Origin of the sequence: Enterobacter sp. E20, assembly GCF_000801755.2 — a bacterium.
Classification (GTDB): Bacteria; Pseudomonadota; Gammaproteobacteria; order Enterobacterales; family Enterobacteriaceae; genus Enterobacter; species Enterobacter asburiae_B.
In genome coordinates, this window is sequence record NZ_CP012999.1 from 551,799 (window position 1) to 573,419 (window position 21,621).

General features: G+C 49.6%; 26 protein-coding genes. 10 read left to right on the plus strand and 16 right to left on the minus strand.

The genetic code is table 11. The annotated features are described in order from the left end of the window. Nucleotides 1–41 precede the first annotated feature (41 nt). Nucleotides 42–1,727, plus strand: coding sequence for a tyrosine-type recombinase/integrase (locus NI40_RS02595; protein ID WP_071884806.1), 1,686 nt, complete (start codon nt 42–44; stop codon nt 1,725–1,727). Between the two features lie 256 nt (nt 1,728–1,983). Here NI40_RS02595 and NI40_RS23760 read toward each other — a convergent pair whose 3' ends face one another. Further along, nucleotides 1,984–2,538: a hypothetical protein gene (locus NI40_RS23760; RefSeq protein ID WP_135718662.1), complete on the minus strand. Its 555-nt coding sequence runs from the start codon at nt 2,536–2,538 to the stop codon at nt 1,984–1,986. A gap of 234 nt (nt 2,539–2,772) precedes the next feature. Here NI40_RS23760 and NI40_RS02600 point away from each other — a divergent pair, with 234 nt between their 5' ends. Both NI40_RS02600 and NI40_RS22370 read left to right on the plus strand, forming a co-directional pair. Further along, on the plus strand, nt 2,773–3,588 hold the full coding sequence (locus tag NI40_RS02600; protein WP_127353340.1) for a hypothetical protein: 816 nt from the start codon (nt 2,773–2,775) through the stop codon (nt 3,586–3,588). After that, nucleotides 3,585–3,965 (plus strand): adenylyltransferase/cytidyltransferase family protein, encoded by a 381-nt coding sequence (locus NI40_RS22370; protein ID WP_071884807.1) that lies wholly within the window; start codon nt 3,585–3,587, stop codon nt 3,963–3,965. The genes NI40_RS02600 and NI40_RS22370 overlap by 4 nt, the downstream gene beginning before the upstream one ends. 924 nt (nt 3,966–4,889) lie before the next feature. On the opposite strand, the gene fic is transcribed toward NI40_RS22370, so the two are convergent. Continuing rightward, the gene (gene fic, locus NI40_RS02605) at nt 4,890–5,966 is read right to left on the minus strand and encodes a protein adenylyltransferase Fic (protein WP_031590913.1); all 1,077 of its coding nucleotides are present in this window, start codon (nt 5,964–5,966) and stop codon (nt 4,890–4,892) included. 337 nt (nt 5,967–6,303) lie between these two features. Here fic and NI40_RS02610 point away from each other — a divergent pair, with 337 nt between their 5' ends. Further along, on the plus strand, nt 6,304–6,570 hold the full coding sequence (locus NI40_RS02610) for a hypothetical protein (RefSeq protein ID WP_023155464.1): 267 nt from the start codon (nt 6,304–6,306) through the stop codon (nt 6,568–6,570). A gap of 14 nt (nt 6,571–6,584) precedes the next feature. Here NI40_RS02610 and NI40_RS02615 read toward each other — a convergent pair whose 3' ends face one another. After that, the gene (locus tag NI40_RS02615; RefSeq protein WP_031590919.1) at nt 6,585–7,040 is read right to left on the minus strand and encodes a GNAT family N-acetyltransferase; all 456 of its coding nucleotides are present in this window, start codon (nt 7,038–7,040) and stop codon (nt 6,585–6,587) included. A gap of 171 nt (nt 7,041–7,211) precedes the next feature. Next, a complete protein-coding gene (locus tag NI40_RS02620) occupies nt 7,212–7,439 on the minus strand; it encodes a conjugal transfer nickase/helicase domain-containing protein (RefSeq protein ID WP_420315073.1) in 228 nt (75 codons plus the stop codon). A 230-nt stretch (nt 7,440–7,669) separates the two neighbouring features. On the opposite strand from NI40_RS02620, the gene NI40_RS24250 reads away from it, so the two are divergent. Continuing rightward, nucleotides 7,670–8,422 carry a hypothetical protein gene (locus NI40_RS24250; RefSeq protein WP_236918794.1) on the plus strand — a complete coding sequence of 251 codons (753 nt, stop codon included), beginning with the start codon at nt 7,670–7,672 and terminating at the stop codon, nt 8,420–8,422. A gap of 35 nt (nt 8,423–8,457) precedes the next feature. On the opposite strand, the gene queD is transcribed toward NI40_RS24250, so the two are convergent. From queD to trpS, 8 genes are all read right to left on the minus strand, one after another. Continuing rightward, the gene (gene queD / locus NI40_RS02635; protein ID WP_039264279.1) at nt 8,458–8,820 is read right to left on the minus strand and encodes a 6-carboxytetrahydropterin synthase QueD; all 363 of its coding nucleotides are present in this window, start codon (nt 8,818–8,820) and stop codon (nt 8,458–8,460) included. A gap of 327 nt (nt 8,821–9,147) precedes the next feature. Then, nucleotides 9,148–9,657 carry a hypothetical protein gene (locus NI40_RS23765; protein ID WP_053286717.1) on the minus strand — a complete coding sequence of 170 codons (510 nt, stop codon included), beginning with the start codon at nt 9,655–9,657 and terminating at the stop codon, nt 9,148–9,150. Then, nucleotides 9,657–10,709 (minus strand): YaaC family protein, encoded by a 1,053-nt coding sequence (locus NI40_RS22380; RefSeq protein WP_080338175.1) that lies wholly within the window; start codon nt 10,707–10,709, stop codon nt 9,657–9,659. The genes NI40_RS23765 and NI40_RS22380 overlap by 1 nt, the downstream gene beginning before the upstream one ends. Nucleotides 10,710–11,083: 374 nt before the next feature. Then, nucleotides 11,084–11,476, minus strand: a complete 393-nt coding sequence (locus NI40_RS02640; protein WP_236918795.1) for a hypothetical protein — start codon at nt 11,474–11,476, stop codon at nt 11,084–11,086. A 115-nt stretch (nt 11,477–11,591) separates the two neighbouring features. After that, complete coding sequence (locus tag NI40_RS02645; protein WP_039260936.1) at nt 11,592–12,071, minus strand: Hcp family type VI secretion system effector; 480 nt, start codon at nt 12,069–12,071, stop codon at nt 11,592–11,594. A 2-nt stretch (nt 12,072–12,073) separates the two neighbouring features. Further along, entirely contained in the window at nt 12,074–12,421 is a 348-nt protein-coding gene (locus tag NI40_RS02650; RefSeq protein WP_039260938.1) for a hypothetical protein, read from the minus strand. Continuing rightward, the gene (locus tag NI40_RS02655; protein WP_039260939.1) at nt 12,414–13,097 is read right to left on the minus strand and encodes a hypothetical protein; all 684 of its coding nucleotides are present in this window, start codon (nt 13,095–13,097) and stop codon (nt 12,414–12,416) included. The genes NI40_RS02650 and NI40_RS02655 overlap by 8 nt, the downstream gene beginning before the upstream one ends. 185 nt (nt 13,098–13,282) lie before the next feature. After that, nucleotides 13,283–14,284, minus strand: coding sequence for a tryptophan--tRNA ligase (gene trpS, locus NI40_RS02660; protein WP_039260941.1), 1,002 nt, complete (start codon nt 14,282–14,284; stop codon nt 13,283–13,285). A gap of 199 nt (nt 14,285–14,483) precedes the next feature. Between trpS and fosA the strand changes: the two genes are divergently transcribed. Continuing rightward, entirely contained in the window at nt 14,484–14,909 is a 426-nt protein-coding gene (gene fosA, locus NI40_RS02665) for a FosA/FosA2 family fosfomycin resistance glutathione transferase (protein WP_039260943.1), read from the plus strand. 108 nt (nt 14,910–15,017) lie between these two features. Here the strand turns inward: fosA and NI40_RS02670 are convergent, their stop codons facing one another. Genes NI40_RS02670 through NI40_RS02685 form a run of 4 tightly spaced genes read right to left on the minus strand, consistent with a single transcriptional unit; the run spans nt 15,018 to nt 19,764 of the window. Further along, the gene (locus NI40_RS02670) at nt 15,018–15,839 is read right to left on the minus strand and encodes an alpha/beta fold hydrolase (RefSeq protein ID WP_032660966.1); all 822 of its coding nucleotides are present in this window, start codon (nt 15,837–15,839) and stop codon (nt 15,018–15,020) included. 30 nt (nt 15,840–15,869) lie between these two features. Beyond that, nucleotides 15,870–17,489: an MFS transporter gene (locus NI40_RS02675; protein WP_039260944.1), complete on the minus strand. Its 1,620-nt coding sequence runs from the start codon at nt 17,487–17,489 to the stop codon at nt 15,870–15,872. Continuing rightward, nucleotides 17,486–17,893 carry a DoxX family protein gene (locus NI40_RS02680; protein ID WP_039260945.1) on the minus strand — a complete coding sequence of 136 codons (408 nt, stop codon included), beginning with the start codon at nt 17,891–17,893 and terminating at the stop codon, nt 17,486–17,488. The genes NI40_RS02675 and NI40_RS02680 overlap by 4 nt, the downstream gene beginning before the upstream one ends. After that, entirely contained in the window at nt 17,893–19,764 is a 1,872-nt protein-coding gene (locus NI40_RS02685) for an amidohydrolase (protein ID WP_039260946.1), read from the minus strand. The genes NI40_RS02680 and NI40_RS02685 overlap by 1 nt, the downstream gene beginning before the upstream one ends. Nucleotides 19,765–19,982: 218 nt before the next feature. Between NI40_RS02685 and NI40_RS02690 the strand changes: the two genes are divergently transcribed. The 4 genes from NI40_RS02690 (at nt 19,983) to NI40_RS02705 (ending at nt 21,613) form a co-directional block, all read left to right on the plus strand. Further along, on the plus strand, nt 19,983–20,669 hold the full coding sequence (locus tag NI40_RS02690) for a hydrolase (RefSeq protein WP_023334356.1): 687 nt from the start codon (nt 19,983–19,985) through the stop codon (nt 20,667–20,669). A 61-nt stretch (nt 20,670–20,730) separates the two neighbouring features. Next, nucleotides 20,731–20,952: a DUF1427 family protein gene (locus tag NI40_RS02695; protein WP_039260948.1), complete on the plus strand. Its 222-nt coding sequence runs from the start codon at nt 20,731–20,733 to the stop codon at nt 20,950–20,952. Next, nucleotides 20,949–21,209, plus strand: coding sequence for a XapX domain-containing protein (locus tag NI40_RS02700; protein ID WP_010427264.1), 261 nt, complete (start codon nt 20,949–20,951; stop codon nt 21,207–21,209). The genes NI40_RS02695 and NI40_RS02700 overlap by 4 nt, the downstream gene beginning before the upstream one ends. Nucleotides 21,210–21,232: 23 nt before the next feature. Next, nucleotides 21,233–21,613 (plus strand): response regulator transcription factor, encoded by a 381-nt coding sequence (locus NI40_RS02705; protein WP_033144522.1) that lies wholly within the window; start codon nt 21,233–21,235, stop codon nt 21,611–21,613. The last annotated feature ends 8 nt before the right edge of the window (nt 21,614–21,621 follow it).

A 21,621-nucleotide genomic window follows, 5' to 3' on the forward strand; every position in this document is an offset into this window, starting at 1 on the left:
AAAAGGGGGCAAACCCGGTTCGATAGAGGAGTGACCCCCAAATGGCGCTTACAGATCTCGCAATCCGGCATGCCAGGCCGCTTGGCAAGGCATACAGGCTCTCTGACTGTCACGGTCTTTACATTCAGGTGAACCCCAGCGGATCTAAGCTGTGGTATTTGAAATTTCGCTTTGGAAACAAAGAGAACCGTATGGCATTAGGCCCTTATCCGCTCATTTCTCTGGCACTGGCAAGGGAGAAGCAAGCGGATATAAGAAGGCTTATTTTAGAAGGCATTAATCCGGCGGAAAAACGCAGAGAGGAAAAGCGAGGTGGAGAGCCCCTTTATACGTTCGAGTCCGTAGCGCGCGAATGGGTCTCCAGCAACGTGAACTGGTCGGTAGAACATAAAAAGCGGGTGCTGCGTTATTTCGAGCTTTACGTCTTTCCCACGAACGGCAGTTGTGACATCACTAAGATGAAGGTCAAAGACCTGCTGGTACCCATCAAAGAGGTGGAGAAAGCTGGCAAACTGGATGTCGCTTCTCGTCTCCAGCAGCGTACCGCCTGTGTGATGCGCTACGCTGTCCAGAACGGCATTATCGATCATAACCCTGCATCCGATTTAACCGGCGCGGTCTCCACGCCCAAAGTACGTCACCATCCAGCGCTGGATTTGAATCTTATCCCTGATTTCCTGGAAAGAATCGACGATTTCAAAGGACGTAAGCTGACTCAACTGGCGGTAAAGCTGGCGTTGTTGTTATTCATCCGCTCCAGCGAACTGCGCTTTGCCCGCTGGGATGAAATAGACCTGCATAACGCCATGTGGACAATCCCCGCCGAGCGTGAGCCGATCCCCGGCGTTAAGTACTCTGCGCGCGGTGCGAAGATGCGATCTCCACACCTGGTGCCTCTATCACATCAGGCCATCGAACTGCTCCACGAGGTGCGACAGCACTGCCGACCGGGAACTGAATTGGTGTTCCCCGGCGATCATAACTACCGCAAACCGATGAGTGAAAACACTATCAACAAAGCGCTGCGGGTGATGGGCTATGACACCCAGAAAGACGTCTGTGGCCACGGTTTTCGCACCATGGCCTGTAGCGCGCTGGTGGAGTCGGGTCTGTGGTCAAGTGACGCGGTCGAACGCCAGATGAGCCATCAGGAGCGCAAGCGCGTACGTGCGGCGTATATCCATAAGGCGCAGCATCTCGAAGAACGTCGGGAGATGATGCAGTGGTGGGCGGATTATCTGGATGCAAACCGGTTCAGGCATGTGGTGCCGTATGGCTTTAAAAAGTCGCCGGGAGGCGCACTCGACCATATGAGCTTCCAGGAACGCAATGACCGGCAGCTAGAAGAGCTGAAAGCCAGAATACTGGCCGACTCGGAATGGCTGACAGCGTCTGAGTTATCGGCAAAAGCGGCCTTTCGTTCCGCCGATCCTGATGCTGGTCCGAAAGGCTGGAAAGCGGCTGGGAAGATATTCTCGCTGAAGGTCGACGGGGAGGATTTGTATCCGGATTATGTTCTGGATGAGAAAGCGCGGCCTCTCAAGGTTGTCAGGTTGATACTCTCGCTGTTCAAGGAACGCAAAACGCCGTGGGGACTGGCTATCTGGTTTGGCTCGGCTAATCGCAGGTTGAGAGGAGGGAAGCCGAAAGATCTGCTGATTTCAAAGTCAGAGTTGGTTCTGATGGCCGCGCAGGATGAGGTGGAGTCGGGGGATGCTGGCATTTAGGCATTATTGGAGAAGAAATGTTTATAACAGAGGATTATAGGGATAAAACAACTCGGCATTTATGTAAACTAAAATAATGGCTATGGCCTAGCTTAGCCCTCCCATGAGTAGTTAAATTTGACCATCAACTAAGAGCGCGGAGTTGATAGGTCGACTAGTAACAGATTCATAATCTACTAAATTGGCATATTGAAATATTTGATATTCTATTTGCCTAAATTCACTCCTATAGGAGTAGAGTATATTGGTTTCAAATTTAAATATTTATAACATCAATAATATTTATGCCAGAAAGGTCATTAACACATAAAACAGTACTATTTGGATAGCTTGACTCTAATGCAAGTTTTCTTTGGTGATAATTCTTTATATAAACATTATGTATAATTACTTTATAATTTAATGTCTGCTGTAAGATATCCATAATAGTACAATCATCTACTCTGGTATCTTTTCTTTTTTTTATAGTGATGTCACGTCTCTTAGCTAATACATCATAGTAATTATCAATGATACTATCCCTATGAAAATTATATACATTTAAACCTTTGGTGGTTCTCAAATCTAAAACTTCTGAATCATCGACTTTTACCTTAACTTTTATTATGCAGATATCATCGTTTTTACTTTTATTTTTAGACCATTCAATTGCATTTTTTAAAGGGTCTGATATACCATCAGTAAAAAAATATACGCCATGCCCTAACCAATCCTCATTTGATTGACTCAAATTAAATCCATTATTTATTATGGACGGAATGGCGCTCAATGTGGTACCATGATAACATGTAAATTCCTTTGAAGTTAACATCTTATGCTCACTTATTGTGTTTTTATTACTCTGTTAATTATCTTATTGTCTATTATACTATATAAAATAAATCCTAAATACATCTATTATTCTTTTTTATTCTATAAGAAAAAAATAAGTCAAGATAAGAATTTATTTGGTAAATGCATTCAGTATATAACCACCACTTTTTTGTTTACAGTTCTCTATTTTTTTATTGAATATGTTCCATTCTCGGATTTTCTTGGCAAAGTTATGCCATTATTGCCCGACTATGTTAGTGCTTTATTACTGTCTCTAAAAGGGAAAGGTGCGTCAATAACAATTATATTGGCATCAATAGAACTTATTGGTTTGTTATTTTTGTTTTTTATTTTCATGAAGATGCCAGCATCGTCAAAAAATAAAATAGTCAATGAGGTAAGTGTTGATAAGATTCTAAGCTATAGAAATATAAATATATTCTCATATTTTGGATCGATAGAAGATACAAGGGATATTCAAGTAATTGTAACGTCTGAGAATAGTGATTTAGAATTAGCTAGCTTTTCAAGTACATCAATATCTGGCAGGGTAAGAAATATGGCATCATCAAAGGATGATGTTGGGAATGTTATATCTGATCCATTGTATGAAAATATTGTTCGTTTTAAAAGAGCACATAACAAATATAATGATTTTAATCTAGGGACATGCATTTCCTCGCAACCTTTGAAGTTACAAAAACATGGTGTGAAGCGTGTTATTCACGCGATCGCGATCAAAAAAAATACAGACAATACAATAAGTTACGACGCTATTGCTATAAAAAAAATAATTTCCTATTCAATAAAGAGTTGTATCAACGACTCTTTTGAAAGCATTTTTATTCCTATCTTTGGTATCGGAAGCGCTCAACAAGACCCTACGGATTTAATTATTACACAGTTAGAATCAATAAAATCCGTGCTGGATGATGAGTTAATGTGCACCACATCCACGTTGAGTTTGAATATTTATTTGGGCGTTTATCGCGAATTGGATTGTTTATTTTTAAAAAAATCAGCAATAAAAAATTTAGGTAGCATATGATAATTGGATATACGTCTGGAATTTTCGATCTTTTTCATAAAGGTCACAGGAACTATTTACTAGCTTGTAAAGAATCATGTGACTTTCTAATTGTCGGAGTCGATTCGAATTATAGGGCAAAAATATTAAAAGGTGACATCAGACCTATTAACGATATTTCAACTCGCCTAAAGCACGTTAGCGTTTATTGTGATTACGCGTTCGAAAAAATAGAAAAATCTGGTGTATACATCAACAAATACCACCCTGATGTTTTTTTTCGCTCGAGAGATAACATGTTAAAAATGCACAAAGAAAATGACAAAATCATATACATACCTTATACCGAAGGCGTTTCTACATCTATGTTAATATCCCAAGGTATCATATCAAACTGATGTCTTATAATATTTTTGCGTTTTTTAATAAATATGGATGTTGGTATTTCAGAAGCTAAAATAAAAAGGTGATACAAGTGAATAATTCCGTTAATAAATAATTTCATAAAGGCCCTTGAATTTTAAGATTATATAAATAATCACACCCAAGTTTTAACTTTATTTAGTGGCAGTAACGTCAGTTCTTGCCACAAAATGGCTTGAAGGAAACTGATCGCTCTGCAATGAGCGAAGAAACATATATCTTTCTTCTGAGTAAGGTCGGGTTACTTACTGCTGGGCAGTGTAAAGTGATTTGTCAGACAGGAATAGCCTTCAACCATAAAAATGTTAGATCACATCGGCGTGAAGACAGGGGACACGTTTTCAGCATCCCGCTCATATGTTATGTAAACAGTTTTTATCAAAATATAGCCAATACATTCGATGCCATAAGCATATTTTCGCCATATGTTAAAGAAAGGAATTTATCACCATATTTGGGAGCATGTCGATAGGTTTTTTGGCGGTCAATCTCAGTTTTCAGCGCAGTGCCGTTAACGATGTCTTTTGAGATGATACAGATGTATATGGATACGACAGTGAATCTGTGCGCATTTAAAAATTTATCCCCCAAAGGGGATATACTCAAAATATCAGTCGTGGGGGATAAAATGAACGTAACCTCACCCAAAATTCTGGCTCAGGCAGTCAAGAATGCACGCAAGCAACGTAAGCTGACCCAACGTGAAACTGCATAAAGTATGGGCACGAAACAATCAACGGTTTCAGAGTTTGAGAACCATCCTGAGGGGACCCGTCTAGGTACGCTCTTTAAGATGCTTGCCGCTCTGGATCTTAAGCTTCAGGTCGTAAGCCGGAGGGGCTAAAACAAATCGTCTGATAGCTGGGACCAGGAGTGGTGATCTGTGGAACCAATAAGCTTTACTGATTCAATTCCTGTACCAACCTGGTGTTGATATACAGCTTTTCGCGACCAACGCTCATTTCTTCCAGCACGCCTATCTCGACTAACTGTTTGAGATACGCTGATGCCGTCTGGCGTTTAGCGATACCTCGTTCAACAAGGTTATCGATCCGGCAATACGGTTGCGCGTAGAGCACCTGGATAAGTTCATAGGTATAAATTTTTGGTAGTTTCTCACGTACATACTCGGTCGTTTCTGCCATCAATGCCCGAACAACCGCAATCTTGTCAGTCGTCCATCGGGACGTGTTTTCTACGGCCTCCAGCATAAATAATATCCACGATTCCCAGTCTCCTTCCTCTGTTACCCTACGCAAGAGCGTGTAGTAATCACTACGTCTCTCCAGAATAAAGCGGGACAGGTACAGGATAGGTAGTGAAAGTAATTCATTTTGAATCAGGTAAAGAATATTCAGGATACGACCTGTTCGTCCATTCCCGTCCGGAAAAGGGTGGATGCACTCAAACTGATAGTGTGCAATAGCCATTTTCACCAATGGATCTAAATCATCATCGCCATGTATGAACTGCTCCCAGTTCGCCAATAAGTTACGGATAGTATCTTCACCCACTGGGGGCGTATATACCACGCTGTTATTCTGATCGCGCAGTACCGTGCCCGGTGTTTTTCTTATATCGGTCTGAACTGCGCGTAATTTGGTACAGATAGCGATTGCGGTGTTTGTGCAAAGTGGATAGGTCACAAGATGGGTATAACCATCATAAAGCGCCGTACGATAGCGCAATGCTTCTTTGGTTGCTGGATCTGCTCCGTCTGCACGATCAGCATACTGAAAGAGCTGATCGCTGGTCGTTACGATGTTCTCAATGCGTGAGGAATCTTTCGCTTCCAGCATCGGGAGAATGTTAATCAACAATCCCTGATCGGGGATCAACTCACCCGCCGTTTTCAGCTCTGCAATTGCCGCGCGCGCATTTATACAAGCTTTTAGTACATTGCGTGTTTCTATCTGCTGCAGATCAGGCGGCAGTTTTGGCAGATCGTTGTAAGGGGCTTCGGGATTCCAGTTCATATGTTTATAAAAACCGATTTCATCGACATATAGACATCATATGTCGATGCTATAAGCATGTCACGGCATCATGTTTAAAAAATCGTGTTTTATCGACATATCGCCGCAACGTGTCGATGGCATAATCATGTTTTGGCTATATGTTTAAAAAAATGCTTTTTATCGACATATCCTCAGGCGCTTGGTGCAGACTATCTGGATTTGTCTGGGAAGAGACTTCACTACCAGAGACGTATCGACCTTTAAGTGGGGCTCTCGGCAAAACTTGCAAATGTGAAAAACGTCCCTATTTCATGGCTAATTAACCGCGAAATTCTAGCCATGGAGGAAACTACCGATGTTACCCCGGACACACCGCCAGCTCGTAAGCGTTGAAGTGATGTGGCCTGCTCAGACGCTACCACTTCCCCTGCAACAGGTAGTCGAAGCATTGAATCAGGGCGAAACGCCCGATCAGATTATTATCCGCATGAACCAACAGGGCCTGCTGGCGTGGCGTGAGGATGCATCCGCGCAGGATACACACGATATCTTTCAGGTACGGCTGGACAATCAGCATGAGGCGCGGTTTCTCTGCCGCTACGTTACGCTGCCGCTGCACTGATGCTTTCAAATCTCCTAGAGAGATAAGTGCTTTGAGAAGCAAACAGCCTTATCTTTACCCACATACGGGCCATAGTTAGCGATGCGTTGATAGTTATGCTTTACATAAAAAGCAACTGCGCGGGTATTAACTTTACGGGTTTCTAGCCTGATTTCGTTATATCCAAGCGACTTTGCTTCACCTTCAAGATACCGGAGCAATGCTGTACCTGTTCCGGATGCTTTATTGACGGAAAACATTCTTTTCAATTCAGCAATATCTTCAGATATTGGCCGGATCGCCCCGCAACCGATAGCCTCGCCATTTTCATCTTTTGCCACTACCCACAGCGCTCGATCAGATTTCATGGTATCGACGTTAAAGTTAGTCTTTCCGCTATCGCCAGTAATCTCAGCCAGCGTCGCGGATAACATTTCGATAAGATACAAAGATTCTGGCGTGTCTGGGCTGGATTTTTCTATCAATATCATTTGATTAGCTAGTGGTGTTATTAATATTTATTCGTACTGCTAACCTAATTTAATCCTCGGAAATTAAATAATACGAAATAATTATTACGCTCGCTCTGGTGTTATTGCGTTTTTGGCCGTTGTGCATACAGTTTTGCAAGGAGCAGCGAAGACCCTATGAGGGCATCATGGTTATTCCTGAGCGGGTACCAGCTTCAGCCACGGATTATTCACCGGCACTTTCTCTCCAAGCACCAGCCCAGGATCCTCCATCAGAAACCCTTTCAACTGACTACTTTTCTTTTGTGGAACCCGAACCTCGCAGGTCCAGATAAAACTGTCATCATTACAGCGCAGGGCCAGCCCTGACTCCTGAAACATTCGCTGTGCCAGTTTCCAGCCGTCGCCGGTATCCGCGATTGGGAGAAGCGAGACGTGAGCAAGATAAGCTGATTTTGCGTATTGAACTGGCGGAGATGGTGCAATGATGATGAAAGCCAACCAGCGCCAGATTTTCCTCCATGGTGCAACTGGGCAGAGAGTCCTGAGAGAGGTGCTTAGTGCCCAGTTGGTGGGATTGATTCTGCAACCAGAGCCGATCTGGTTGGTATCTCCATGGGTAAGCAATTTTACGCTTCTTGATACCGAACATGCTGCAATGGCTCATTGAGTATGACATCAACGTCTCGTCTTCTTTATGGTCTGAATGGTTGATGCTGCTTGCTCTAGAGGGGGTTAGTTCAGTAGAGGATGTCCGCTTAGGTGGTATTATCCTCGATGCACTACTCTCTGGTACCTTCAGCCATAAGGAATATCACGACGCTCTTGAAGCCATCGAGATGCTGTGTGCGAAAAATGAATCATCACAAACGCTGGAATATGCGCTTGATATCGCAGAGATTTTGTTCGATCGTGTGTGTGGTGATGATGCTCGTAGATTACAGTATTGGGTTAACATCCAGGAGATGTTGGTGCGTCGCTGGGAGCGACTGGATACCAGTATGCAACTTCTGGCGCGCATGGTTGAACGGCTTTATCTAGGGCAGAATGCAGGCAATACTTTCCCGACAGAAAACACGCCAGCAGGTGTGGCTTCTCCGTTACATCGCGATCTCAGCGGGAAAAAACTGGTGATTTACAGTCTCACGGAAAGCGCGGCTCGGCGTGGTAAAGACGCTTTGATAAAACTGTATCCGGAACTGTCAATTGAGCTCAACAATGATCATGTTGCCACTGATGCATTGATGAATGCCGCCAGAAAAGCGGACTATTTTATCTTTGCTAGTAGCAGCTCAAAGCATCAGGCATTTTATGCGGTGGCTAGTTGTCGCAAGGATATTATTTATCCTGCGGGCAAGGGAGCCTCAAGTATGGTTGCAGCCTTTATTCGCGAGTTGGCCTGATTTAGCAAGGAATAGCACCTGCTATTCCTTGTCTACTATTCACCGCGATAAATGCATCCTGCAGTACATGTCTCTTTCACCACGACTGCACTTAGAATTGATAATTGTGGCTTAATCTGATTCCAGATCCATTGAGCCAGTACTTCGCTTGTTGGGTTCTCAAGGCCAGGAATATCGTTTAGATAATAGTGATCCAGGCGATCCAGAGTCGGTTTGAAGATAGCTTTCAGTTCAGCGAAATCAATAATCCAACCAGTGTGCTTATCCACCTCTCCGGTGATCTCAAGGCGAACAACGAATGAGTGCCCGTGTAAGCGTCCGCACTTATGCCCATCAGGGACGTTAGGCAACCGGTGTGCGGCTTCGAATGTGAAATCTTTATACAGAGTCGTTTTCATGATTACCTCATATTTTGTTATAATGTAACAAAATAGGTTGTGATTGGAAAGTACTTTAACAACCCTTTGATAATATCGGGTGGTAATGAATTCATTATGCCTGGTTGATTACTCGAATGAGCGATAAGGAAATGTATGATAGATGATTCTGATGTGTCAATTCATTGGTTTTAGGTCGTGGTTATTCTAAGTAGCTAATTTATAATGAAACTAATGATTTCTCGACTAACTTAATGAAAGCGGATGGAGTTATAAAACATTATGAGCGAACTAAGGATTTCGCTCATAACGGATATATTAGATTAATTTTATAAAATAAAGTTTTTTCTAATTACGATTCAATACATCTACTAATGTTATTATTTTTTTGCAGGTTTTATCGATATCTTCACAAAATATTGTTTCTAAAACGTTAGGTAGTCCTAAGGCCATATGTGAAATATATCCTTCACCAACTTGTAACTGATGAGATGAGTGATCGGGGTTCTCATATTTAACAGTTTTAGATCTATTAATTACATAATCTTTATAACACAAAATGATAGGTATGTTTTTATGTTCCGCAATCTGAAGTTCAATACCTAGACCTGTCGATGGGAAACTGCTTTCTGCAATTACTAGTTCGGCATTTTCAACCATTTCTCTATCCCAAATATAGCAAAGACGAGATTTGTTACTTTCTGGTTTTGCTGCTAACTGAGGATCACTGTTTAGTAAAGCATATTGAACATTATGGTTTGGGGATAATGCCTGAGCTATATAATGTATCCAATTGCAATACTCTGTAAATAGTTCTCTAGGCACATGAGTCAAAGCGCAGGCTATATATATATTCATTATTTTGCAGACCTTACGTTAGGTATTAAAAATTGATGACCAGTGATTTCTGAAGATATCTCATCGATAAATTGTGTGGGAGATTGCTGTATGAATTCAGCAAGAATCCAGTTTTCCTCCCCATTTAAAATTTCCATTAATTTTAATGGATTATACCTACTCAATTCACTTAAGCAGTGCATTGCCGCTAAAGTAATGGTTATAGGTGAGCGTTTTATTTGCTGGTTCATACTGGCTGTGCCTTTAATATACCAAAGTGTCTCAGTTCCGTTTATATAGAATAAATCCTTTCTAATGCGCTTATGAAAATGTGACAGAGTATCTAATTCTATAGAATTTGTGCATTCAGAGAATGTACATTCTATTGAGTCGGATGATCTAATATTAAATTCTCTATTTTCATTGCTTCCATATAACTGAAAATGATCAGGTAATTGTTCTGCAATGCCGTCATATGAAAAATCTTTAGATAATGTCGCAATGAAAAAAGCATTTCCAGATGGGGCGTCTCGAACAAATTGAGCGTTTTTTATAGGTATAAACATATCATTTTCTATTTGATATGTTAAGCAATATGTTCGATGAATATAAGGCAGGTTATAAAAAAGATCACGAAGACTATATTTTATTTCTGTATCCTCATCGCAGAAATAATCTGAAATTGACGGTGTAATTCCAGAGTTTTTAATATGCACACCGATTGTTGATAAATCGGTGTTTGTATATGAATCGCCTCTTGCTTTACATACCCCATGATGAGAAGAAAAGGATATTCCTTTTGACGAAAGTAATGCTTTTGCAGCATTCATAAATGAGTAATAATGTAATAAAGGTGCGGAGAGGCTAGGTAATCCTAATGATGCTTGATTAAATATTCTTGCTTGATTCCAATAAAATAAAGCTTCGTCTTTTTCATTTCTTTTTAACCATAGTTCCACAAAATCCCAATGACTTGACGTCAATACGTTTCGCGCACACAGTTCAGGAGAGATTGATGATTTATGGGGTTTCATTATTCTTTTTTTTATAAGTATGGGTGTTATATTATTCATGGGCTATCTCTCAATTATTTTGAAATTAATATTTGATATCATCATTTTAAATTTAATTTCTTATAAAGCAAGTAAATAAATAACTTTATTAAATTTAAATATACACCGCGGAATGTATAAGCAAGTATTTATATAATAAATGTCGTAGAATGAAGGTTTGTAGAAATTGGTGCTTCGGCCAGAATATGACAACAAGGAGGCGTAGTACATGTATTGGGTTGCGTCAAAGTATTCCATTTTAATTCGGCAAGTGGAAGATAACAATCTTAATCATCTGTGATATGACTATAGTGCTGGTGGAGTTCCAGAACCACTCCGGTGAGTTGGGAAAATGGAATAAGTACCGGTGGTCTTTTGATTGCCATGTCGCTATCTCAAAATTTGATGAATTTGAGATAGTATAGATCATCACTTAAAACTATCTCAATTTTTATTGTTTTTGAGATAGGTTGCTTCCATGTTAAGACATGATAATTTATAGGTAGGCCACGTACCCAGCGGCTAAATCGACAGATGCCAAAAAAGTCTATGCCTTCACCCGTAAACAGATACTCATTCTCCGCGAGAGAGAACGTTTTCCTGTAGCCATCTTCTTCCGTAGCAAGCTGAACGCCAAACGCTTCTTCGCAGTCTTCCAGTAGGTCTTCCCCGTCGATACCGCAAATATGCAAATCGGCCTCAATCAACGTATTGCTATCGATAGGTTTACGATGCTCACCTGAGGAGTTTCGAACAACCTCAATGACTTGAGAGAGAGTGGGTTCCATAATGATGCTCTCCTTTAAAGCGGTAGAAATCATCGCTAGCGCTTCCCGGCGGTGCTCCGCTTGGTCGGACCGGCAGGCACAACGTTACCTCGGCCCGAGAAATGTTAAAGTCGGTTCAGGCTATCGCCATATGATTCCAGGCATCTCTGTAAACTATATTTCCGTCACAGTGTTTCCAGGTGATTGCCTCATATCTTAGCTCGATCGTCTCTGTATGTGTTCCTGTTCCAGAACCCGGGAACAGATTGGGCGTGATACCCGTGATTTTTACATTCTCCAGAATAATGTTGAAATATTCTCTCTCGATTCCTGCATCATCAATTTGATACATTTTGATCGTAGCCGATTTTAGCGTTTGGTTTTCACACAGTGCCCTAATGAGAACTGGTGTTGTTTTATCAAACTCTTTCTGAACGGCAATCGGTGTATGTACACGGGTACCTGTTAGTCGGCCTGTATTTCCACTCACAGGAATGGTGAGGTGATGAGCGACCGCCTTTAATTCAATAGCGCCTAACCTACCGGACACCATGGAACTTCCTGGGACTGGTGAGCCATTAGCATCGGTTAACCAAAGATATGCTGGATTTGACATGATTATTCCTCATCTTTTTTTACAAAAGAAGGTAGGTGCAACATCGCCACGACCCATATGAACAAGCCAATAATTTTCAGCGGCCATGGTTCAAGGACAGCTATACAAGCAAATGCACCGATGATCAGTAAGGGGCCTGATAACACATCCAGGAACCCGCCAAAAATATGTATCTTTCCTGGCAGTAATTTATTCATTACTAATGAAATAATGTAAGCGCTTATGGTAATGATGCAAAAGGCGATTGTTTTATCATGCCAGGTTTCGAACTCAACCCAGCAAAGGATATAGGCTAATACTAAATATGAGCAAAGAAGCAGGTTTATAATTGGGATGATAAACTTATTCATACACACCTGCCGTAGTGTGTGTATTTAGTTTTTCATTAACTTTTTTCATGATTTGATTAAATACAGGCTTTCCTTCTGAATAACCTGCATGGATAGCATCTACAAAGGGTTGGACGGCATCAGCGAACAGAAAATAAAGTAGGTCATAGTCTCTGTGTCTCAGAAGTTCATATACCTCCGGTGCATCTGATTTGAGTCTGTCAGATGTTCTAATTGATCGTTCAGCCATTCCCCCAAACAAAAGGAGTGTGCTCAGTGCCGTGATTGGGTTGCCTTTCCCTTTAAAAACAACAAACGTAAAAGACGTTCTTTCAATAACATGTTTCGCGATAGTTGATGCAATAATATTTGTTGATATTCTACCTGCAATTGAAGTTGTTACAGTTCTGTATAATTTATCCTGCTCCGCTTCAGTTAAATATCTATTGAATTCTTTAAATATGATTTTTACAGCGTTGACTATATTCTCATAATTCAAGATGTCGTTTTTTATGGCAGTGAACATTCGTATTCTTTGAGTTTCACGAGCATATCTTGTATCCGTGTCAAAGATACCATAAACCAGATATCCATAATCTAACGGTACAGATAGCCCTCCATTTATAAGCCCAGTAACTGTATCAGGAGAAGCGATTATGTTGCATAACCTTCGGGCTATATCTTCTACATCAGCCATAGTATCCCTTTAATTGTATTATAAAGGATAATATCAATGTGATATTTATGCGATTAAAGCAATTTATTTTATCTAAACGATAGATTAAGAATTATTAACGGCATTAATATTATCTAAATGAGATAATACGCGGCTTCATGCCTATCCCACGCACTCCACCGCTCAATCTCAATCAACTCACTTTATCAAAACACCGGCACCCCCAGCCCAACCTTCACCTCCCTCAACGTCGCCTGCGTCACCCCCTGCGCCCGTTCCGTCCCGCGCTTCAGCATCGCCATCAGCTCTCCCTTATCACGCATATACATCGCCCTCCGCTCCCGCATCGGCGCAATCAGCTCCTGCAGGCACCCCTCCAGCTCGTTCTTGCAAACCCGGTCACCCAGCCCGCCTGCCTGATAGCGCGCCTTCATTGCCGCCACTTTGTCCTTGTCCGGATGAAACGCGTCGAGATAAGTAAACACCACGTTCCCCTCAATCTGCCCCGGGTCGCTCACCTTCAGGTGGTTCGGGTCGGTGTACATGGCGCTGACCGCACGATGGATCGTCTCTTCACTGGCCGAAAGGTGCAGCGTGTTGCCCAGCGATTTCGACATCTTGGCGCTGCCGTCGATGCCGGGCAGGCGGCTGGTGTCGCTCAGCATCGCCTTGCAGTGGCGCAGCACCGGAGCGGGCAGCAGGCTGTTCATCTTGTGCACAATCTCGTTGGTCTGCTCAATCATCGGCAGCTGGTCGTCGCCGACGGGCACGCACTCGGCCTTGAACGCGGTGATGTCCGCCGCCTGGCTGATGGGGTAGGCCATAAACCCGACCGGCAGCGAGCGGGCGAAGCCCTTCTGCGCAATCTCGTTTTTCACCGTCGGATTACGCTCCACGCGGGCGACGGTAACGATGTTCATATACAGCATCGTCAGCTCGGCGAGGGCGGGCAGGGCGGACTGCAGGCAGATCGTGGTCAGGTTCGGGTCGATGCCGGCGGCGAGGTAGTCGGCCAGCACTTCGGGGATGTTGTCGCGGATCTTCTGCGGGTTGCTGCCGTTGTCGGTCAGCCCCTGCAGGTCGGCAATCAGCACAAACTGGCTGTGCGTCTGCTGGAGCGCCACGCGCTGGCGCAGCGATCCGACGAAGTGGCCAAGATGCAGCGGGCCGGTTGGGCGGTCGCCGGTGAGGATGGTTTGCGTGTTCATAAAGACTCCTTAACGTTGTAATGCCGAAAGGGGTCTTAGATGTGAGAAAGCCGCCTTTCGGCGGCTATCTGAAAATGGGGAAAACTACTCCGTGCCGCCTTTAAGAAGGCAGCCACCAGCGGTTTACGGTGAGCACGGCGTGGTTTATGTTCATGCTTTTACCGTATCACGTCCGGCGAGAAAAACAAAAGGGCACGTCATGCTGCAATCTCTCAACCATCTGACCCTCGCGGTCAGCGACCTGCAAAAAAGCGTCACCTTCTGGCACGAGCTGCTGGGGCTGACGCTGCACGCCCGCTGGAATACCGGGGCCTATCTCACCTGTGGCGACCTGTGGGTCTGCCTGTCGTACGATGAGGCTCGCGAGTACGTGCCGCCGCAGGAGAGCGACTACACCCACTACGCGTTTACCGTGGCGGAAGCGGATTTTGAACCGTTCTCGCAAAGGCTGGAGCAGGCGGGCGTCACCGTCTGGAAGCAGAACAAAAGCGAGGGGGCGTCGTTCTATTTTCTCGACCCGGACGGGCACAAGCTGGAGCTGCACGTGGGCAGCCTCGCCGCGCGGCTGGCGGCGTGTCGGGAGAAGCCCTACGCGGGTATGGTGTTTACCTCAGACGAGGCTTGAGGCGCGCACCTTCAGCCTGCAGGTCCTGTCTCAGCGATCACTGGTTACGTGCCGCTGGCGGAGCGAAAGCGCCGGGTGGCGGCTGCGCCTTACCCGGCCTGGAAAAAATTACAGCGACTTCACAAACGCCAGCAGATCTTCGTTGAGCTGGTCCTGGTGGGTCAGCGCGAAGCCGTGCGGCGCGTTGTCGTACACCTTCAGCGTGGCGTTTTTGATCATCTCCGCCGCCAGCTTGCCGGTGCTTTCAAACGGTACGATCTGGTCGTTGCTGCCGTGGATCACCAGCGTCGGCACGTCGATTTTCGCCATATCCGGGCGGAAGTCCGTTTCGCCGAACGCGGTCACGCAGTCGATGGTGCCCTTCAGCGACGCCAGCAGGGCGATGTTCAGCGTCTGGGTCAGGGCTCCGGCGGAAACGGTCTGTCCGGCGTTGATGCCGTAGAACGGCGTCGCGAAGTCGCTGATGAACTGGGCGCGATCTTTACGCAGTCCGTCGCGAATGCCGTCGAACACGCTCTGATCCACACCCTGCGGGAAGGAGTCGGATTTGCCGAAGATTGGCGTCACCGCGCCCAGCAGCGCCAGGCCGGCCACGCGCGCGCTGCCGTAGTTGTTAATGTAGCGGGTTACGTCGCCGCCGCCCATCGAGAAGCCCACCAGCGTCACGTCGCGCAGATCCAGCGTGGTAATCAGGTCGTTGATGTCGGACGCAAAGGTGTCGTAGTCGTAGCCGTTCCACGGCTGATCCGAGCGGCCAAAGCCGCGACGGTCAAAGGCGATGGCGCGGAAGCCGCGCTCGGCCAGGTAGTTCAGCTGGCTGTCCCACATGTCGCCGTCCAGCGGCCAGCCGTGGCTGAAGAGAACCGGTTTGCCCGCGCCGCCGTCCTTGTAGTAAATCTGCGTGCCGTCTTTTGCCTTAAACGTTGCCATAGTGTGTTCCTGTGCAGGTGATGGTTAGGGTTATACCGGCGCGACCAGGTAGCGAATTGCCGGTGATGTTGTGCCCTGATGAAAAGCCAGAACGCGGCTCTGCAGCAGGAGGTCATTCATGGTGTGGCGCTCCTGCTGGCGCAGATGCTCGATCCACGAGCCCATCAGGAAGGTCTCGATAAACAGGCCGGGGCGCTCGATATCCTCGTACACCGCCCAGCTCATCGCCCCGGCGCGGCGGCGCACCCGGCGCAGCTCGTGTACGGCTTCCAGGAAGGCCTTGGTGTTGTTCGGGTCGATGATGTACTCGTGCGATACAAGCACCGGGCCGCGCTCGTTGGGCAGATCGATCTCCACGCCGTCCAGCGGCTGGCCGCTCAGGTCGAGGTTCAGATCCGGATCTTTCCCCAGCTTCCAGCGGAACACCGTCGCGCTCGCCAGCACCATCCCCAGCGTGGCGACCACCAGCGAGGTCGGGGTGCCGAAGCGGGAAGCGATCTGCCCCCAGATGGCGCTGCCCGCGGTCATCGAGCCGAAGAACACCGTCAGGTACACCGCCAGCGCGCGGGCCTTCACCCAGCGGGCGGCGCTGCGCTGCGCGCCGAGGTTCAGCGTTGAAAGCACCGCAATCCACGCGAAGCCGGTGAAGAACTCAAACAGGTTGAGCAGCCAGACGTGGCGCACGAACGCCAGCGCCAGCATGGTGAGGGCAAAGGTCAGGCTGGCGGCCACCATCAGGCGGTCGGCGTCGAGCCGCTGGCGCAGGCGCGGCAGCAGAATGGCCCCGGCAATCGCCCCCAGGCCAATGCACGCCAGCATCACGCCGTAGCCCGCCGGGCCTAAGCCCAGCTCGCGGCGCGCCACCAGCGGCAGCAGCGCCCAGCCCGCGCTGCCGAAAACGAAGAAGGCCACGGTGCGCACCAGCACGTTGCGCAGCACCGGCGCGGCGTGCACGTAGCGAATCCCGGAGCGTACCGCGGAGAAGAAGTGCTCCGGCGGCAGACGCTGAATGGACGGCGCCGGACGCCAGCGCAACAGCACCCACGCCACGCCGACCACGGACAGCGCGTTCAGGGCAAACACCATCCACGGCCCGGCGAGCGACAGCAGGAAACCGCCCAGCGCGGGGCCAATTGCCCGGCTGATGTTCACCCCGAGCGAGTTCAGCGCCACGGCGGCGCCCAGCTCCGGCTTGCTCACCAGATCGGGCACCACGGCCTGAAACGGCGGCGAGCTCATCGCCGCGCCCACGCTCAGCAGAAACGTCGCCACCAGCAGCACGGTGGGGGTGACGTGTCCGGTGAAGGAGTGCACCGTCAGCCCAGCGGCGGCGATGAACACCCACAGCTGGGAGAAGAGCAGGTATTTACGTCGGTCGACGATGTCCGCCATCACCCCGGACGGCAGGGCGAAGAGGAACATCGGCAGGCTGCTGGCCGCCTGCACCAGCGCGATATCCAGCGGGTCGGCGCTCAGGGTCAGCATGCTCCAGTTGATGCCGACGTCGCTCATCCATGAGCCGACGTTAGAGACCACCGTGGCGATCCACAGCATGCGGAACACCGGCTGGCTCAGCGGCTGCCAGGGCGAAACCGTCGGTGCGGGCGTCGTCTCGACGTGTGCGTCGCGAACGTCGTTAACCTGGGTCATGCGAACCTCTCCGCTGTCTTACGCTGCAGCCGCCACTGGCCCGGCCCGGTGAGGGCGAGGGTGGTGAAGATAATCAGCAGCAGCCAGCCAAACTGCCCTTCGGCAATCGACCAGTTCGGGTGGACCGCCAGCATCGCCACCAGCAGCACGGCGATAATCGGCAGGCACGCCAGGCGGGTGTACACGCCCGCAATGATAAACAGCGGGCAGACCACCTCGGCGACAATCGCCGGGATCAGGCTGGCGTAAGGCCCGAAGCCGAACGGATCTTCAATGCGCGTCAGCTCTTCGCTGAAGTGCAGCACCTTCGGCAGGCCGTGCACGTACAGCAGCAGCAGGCTGCCGGTGAGGCGCAGGAAAAACAGCCCCAGGTCGACCCGGGGCAGAGCAAAGGTGTTTTTCATCAGAATGCAAAGCAGCTGCAGCCCAGCGCCCCCCAGAAAGCGTTATCGTCGGACACCGGCATCTCTGACGTGCGGGCAAAATCATGCTGGTGGCTGTGAACCCCGCACGGGCCGCTGCAGTGATGGATGGCGCTCATCCCGACGCGTGCGGCCTGCGGCGGCGCGCTGCGGTAGTGGCCCGGCACCTTCACCACCGGGGACCACTCGGGAAGAACCGGAATGGCCGGCGGCGCGAGCGGGCCAAAGCTGCCTGCGGCGTAGACGATGTCGCCGTTGACCACCGTCAGGACGGACTCGATGCCCTTGATCTCCTCTTCCGGCACGCGGAAGTAGTCTTTGCTCAGCACCGCCAGATCGGCGAGCTGGCCGACCTTGATCTGCCCCTTCTGGTTCTGCTCGCTGGAGAACCACGCGCTGCCCTGGGTCCAGAGCATCAGGGCGGTATCGCGGTCCAGACGGGCGCTGTGGTCGTACATCTGCATCCCGCCGACGGTGCGGCCGGAGACCAGCCAGTAGAGCGCGGTCCACGGGTTGTAGCTCGCCACGCGGGTGGCGTCCGTTCCTAAGCCCACCGGCACGCCGGTCTCGAGCATTTTCGCCACCGGCGGCGTGTGGCGGGTGGCTTCGAGGCCGTAGCGCTCGGCAAAGTACTCGCCCTGGAAGGCCATGCGGTGCTGCACGGCAATGCCGCCGCCGAGCGCTTTGATGCGGTCGATGTTGGCCTGGGTAACGGTTTCCGCATGGTCGAAGAACCAGTGCAGGCCGTTGAACGGAATGTCGCGGTTCACCTTCTCGAAAACGTCCAGCATGCGGCTGATGGATTCGTTATAGGTGGCGTGCAGGCGGAACGGCCAGCGGTGCTCCACCAGATGGCGCACCACGCGCTCCAGCTCGTCCTCCATGCCCGGCGCGAGGTCCGGGCGCGGTTCGAGGAAGTCTTCAAAATCGGCGGCGGAGAAGACCAGCATCTCGCCCGCGCCGTTGTGGCGGAAGAAGTCGCTGCCCTGGCCCGGCGTGAGCATGTCGGTCCATTTTTCAAAGTCTTCCAGCTCGTGGCCCGGACGCTGGGTAAACAGGTTGTAGGCGATGCGGATGGTCATCTGCTTTTTCTCGTGCAGCTCGGCAATCACCTCGTAATCTTCCGGGTAGTTCTGGAAGCCGCCGCCCGCGTCGATGGCGCTGGTCAGCCCCAGACGGTTCAGCTCGCGCATGAACTGGCGCGTGGAGTTGACCTGCTGCTCCAGCGGCAGCTTCGGCCCTTTGGCGAGCGTGGCGTAGAGGATCATGGCGTTTGGACGGGCGATCAGCATCCCGGTCGGGTTGCCGTTGGCGTCGCGCTGGATCTCCCCGCCCGGCGGGTTTGGCGTGTCTTTGGTGTAGCCGACCACCTTCAGTGCGGCGCGGTTGAGCAGGGCGCGGTCGTACAGGTGCAGGATGAAGACCGGGGTGTCCGGCGCGGCGTCGTTGATCTCGTCGAGGGTCGGCATGCGGCGCTCGGCAAACTGGAACTCGGTCCAGCCGCCCACCACGCGCACCCACTGGGGCGACGGCGTGCGCAGGGCCTGCTCTTTCAGCATCCGCAGGGCGTCGGCCAGCGACGGCACGCCTTCCCAGCGCAGCTCGAGGTTGTAGTTCAGCCCGCCGCGGATCAGGTGCAGGTGCGAGTCGTTCAGGCCGGGGATGGCGGTGTGGCCTTTTAGGTCGACCACTTTGGTGCCTTCGCAGTGGTGTTGCATCACCTCGGCGACGGTACCCACTTCCAGAAATTTTCCGTCGCGCACGGCAACGGCTTCCGCGACGGGGTTCTCGCGATCGACGGTGTGAAACTGGCCGTTAACCAGAATGAGATCGGCTTTACCAAGGGTAACCATAAACTGCTCCTGACTGAGAGGGGAATGGTCAGGATTATGGGAACCGGTTTCGGCAAAGATCCAGTTATACAATAGGATAGGTATACCAAAGTATAACTATACCTAAGGTTAACTATACGAAGAGATAATTACGCCCAAGGACGGAAAACCGCAGGATGAGGGTGATTTTATCGTCGCGGCGCTCGCGGCGATTTCACCCTTAACCACTGGAAAATGCTATGACCTCTTCAAAGCTCGAAGTGTTAACCCCTGCGAACTGTCAGGTAATCTTTATCGATCACCAGCCTCAGATGGCGTTTGGCGTGCAGTCGATTGACCGCCAGGTGCTGAAAAACAACACCGTGGCGCTGGCGAAAGCGGCCAAAGTGTTCAACATCCCGACCATCATCACCACCGTTGAGACCGAAAGCTTCTCCGGTAACACCTATCCGGAGCTGCTGGACGTGTTCCCGGGCCAGGACATTCTGGAGCGTACCTCCATGAACTCCTGGGACGACCAGAAGGTGCGCGACGCGCTGCAGGCCAACGGCAAGAAGAAGGTGGTGGTTGCCGGCCTGTGGACCGAAGTGTGCAACAACAGCTTTGCCCTGTGCGCGATGCTGGAAGGCGACTACGAAATTTATATGGTGGCGGACGCGTCCGGCGGCACCTCCAAAGAAGCCCACGACTACGCGATGCAGCGCATGATCCAGGCGGGCGTGATCCCGGTGACCTGGCAGCAGGTGATGCTGGAGTGGCAGCGCGACTGGGCGCGTAAAGAGACCTACACCGCGGTGATGGATATCGTGCGCGAGCACTCCGGCGCGTACGGCATGGGCGTCGATTACGCCTACACCATGGTGCACAAAGCGCCGTCTCGCCAGAAGAGCGAGCACCGCACCTTAGCGCCGGTCCCGGCACGCTAAGTTCCGCTGGCGGGCTGGTCCCTCATCCGGCTCGCCGCTGCCTCTTTCTCTGGAGTTCACAATGAGTACTGGGCTGATATCCCTTGCGGCAGGCGTGTTGATTGGCCTGATGTATGCCGTGCTGAAGGTGCGCTCCCCCGCGCCGCCCGCGCTGGCGCTGATTGGCCTGCTGGGGATGCTGGCGGGTGAACAGGCGACGCGACATCTGTTATCCCGTGACGGCGCGCCGCCGCCTCCGGTGACCGTTCCGCAGGTCAAATCGCAGACGGGAGCATCGTCATGAAAGCATGGATAATTTCGCTGGTGTGCGGCGTGGTTGCTGGGGTAATTTACGCCCTGCTCGACGTGCATTCCCCGGCGCCGCCGGTTGTCGCCCTGCTTGGCCTGTTTGGCATGCTGGTGGGCGAACAGCTCATCCCGGTGGGACGGCGTTTACTGAGTCGCGAACCGCTTACCCTCGCCTGGTTTCGTCACGAATGCGTGCCGAAAATCAGCGGCACGGCGCCCCCTGCGCCCGCGAAGGACGATCGAGACGTTTAATGATTTGTGAGAGGAAAGAGAGCATGACGCTGCCGTGGCGCATTGCCATCATTGATGACGAACGATCCGTCCGCAGCGGGCTGAGTAATCTCCTGGAGTCGGAAGGCTATGCCGCCGATACGTTTGATTCGGCAGAGGTGTTTCTGAGCCATCCTTTCGCCCTGTCCGGCGCGGCGCTGGTGATCACCGACATCAAGCTGCGGGGCATGAGCGGCCTGGAGCTGTTTGAAAAGCTGCGGCTGCTGGCGGTACCGCCTCCGCCCGTGCTCTTTATCTCCGGTCATGCTGATGAAAATATGCAGCGGTACGCTCTTGATCTGGGCGCCGCTGCATTTTTGCGTAAGCCTATTAACATCGATATTCTGCTGGATCATATTCAGCGGGAGATGGCCCGCCGACAATAAGGATCGCG